Origin of the sequence: Fortiea sp. LEGE XX443, assembly GCF_015206815.1 — a bacterium.
In the GTDB taxonomy this organism is placed as follows: Bacteria; Cyanobacteriota; Cyanobacteriia; order Cyanobacteriales; family Nostocaceae; genus Nostoc_B.
Genome location: NZ_JADEXZ010000166.1, coordinates 1 through 1,043, shown reverse-complemented (window position 1 = coordinate 1,043; position 1,043 = coordinate 1). Strand labels below are relative to the sequence as shown.

At 51.5% G+C, this 1,043-nt stretch carries 1 protein-coding gene; it reads right to left on the bottom strand.

Annotation, left to right across the window (positions count from 1 at the left end; genetic code table 11):
- Positions 1-1,043, bottom strand: a 1,043-nt coding sequence (gene psbD / locus IQ259_RS26955; protein WP_193889030.1) for a photosystem II D2 protein (photosystem q(a) protein), incomplete at both ends; no start/stop codon positions are given.

Below are 1,043 nucleotides of genomic sequence, written 5' to 3'. Positions count from 1 at the left end.
AGAGCGTTACCACGAGGTAATACCTCCTCAGGGAATATAAATTGTTCGTGGGGCTGATCTTGAGGAGCCATCCAAGCGCGGATACCCTCGTTCAGCAAAATGTTTTTGGTATAGAAAGTTTCAAATTCCGGGTCTTCTGCTGCCCGTAATTCTTGGGAAACGAAGTCGTAAGCCCGCAGGTTGAGTGCGAGACCGACAATACCCACAGATGCCATCCATAAACCTGTGACTGGTACGAACAGCATGAAGAAGTGTAACCAGCGCTTGTTGGAGAAAGCAACCCCGAATATCTGTGACCAGAAACGGTTTGCTGTCACCATTGAATAGGTTTCTTCCGCTTGGGTGGGGTTGAAGGCGCGGAAGGTGTTGGCGGCTTCGCCGTCTTCAAACAAGGTGTTTTCCACTGTCGCACCGTGAATGGCACACAATAGCGCTCCACCCAGTACACCTGCGACTCCCATCATGTGGAAGGGGTTGAGTGTCCAGTTGTGGAAGCCTTGTAAGAACAGCAAGAACCGGAAGATGGCTGCGACTCCGAAGCTGGGTGCGAAGAACCAGCTTGATTGTCCCAAGGGGTACATCAAGAAGACGCTGACGAATACGGCGATGGGGGCTGAGAATGCTAGGGCGTTGTATGGACGAATCCCTACTAGTCTGGCGATTTCAAATTGCCGCAACATGAAGCCGATTAATGCAAAGGCTCCGTGTAATGCTACAAATGGCCACAATCCTCCTAGTTGTATCCATCGGGTGAAGTCACCTTGGGCTTCTGGCCCCCATAACAACAATAGGGAGTGTCCCATGCTGTCGGCTGGGGTTGATACTGCTACTGTCAGGAAGTTGCAGCCTTCTAGGTATGATGATGCTAATCCGTGGGTGTACCAGGAACTAACGAAGGTTGTACCGGTTAGCCAACCGCCTAATGCTAGGAAGGCGCAGGGGAATAGTAATACTCCTGACCAACCTACGAATACGAAGCGATCGCGCTTTAACCAGTCGTCTAGTACGTCAAACCACCCTCTACTGGGGGCGCGTCCTACTGC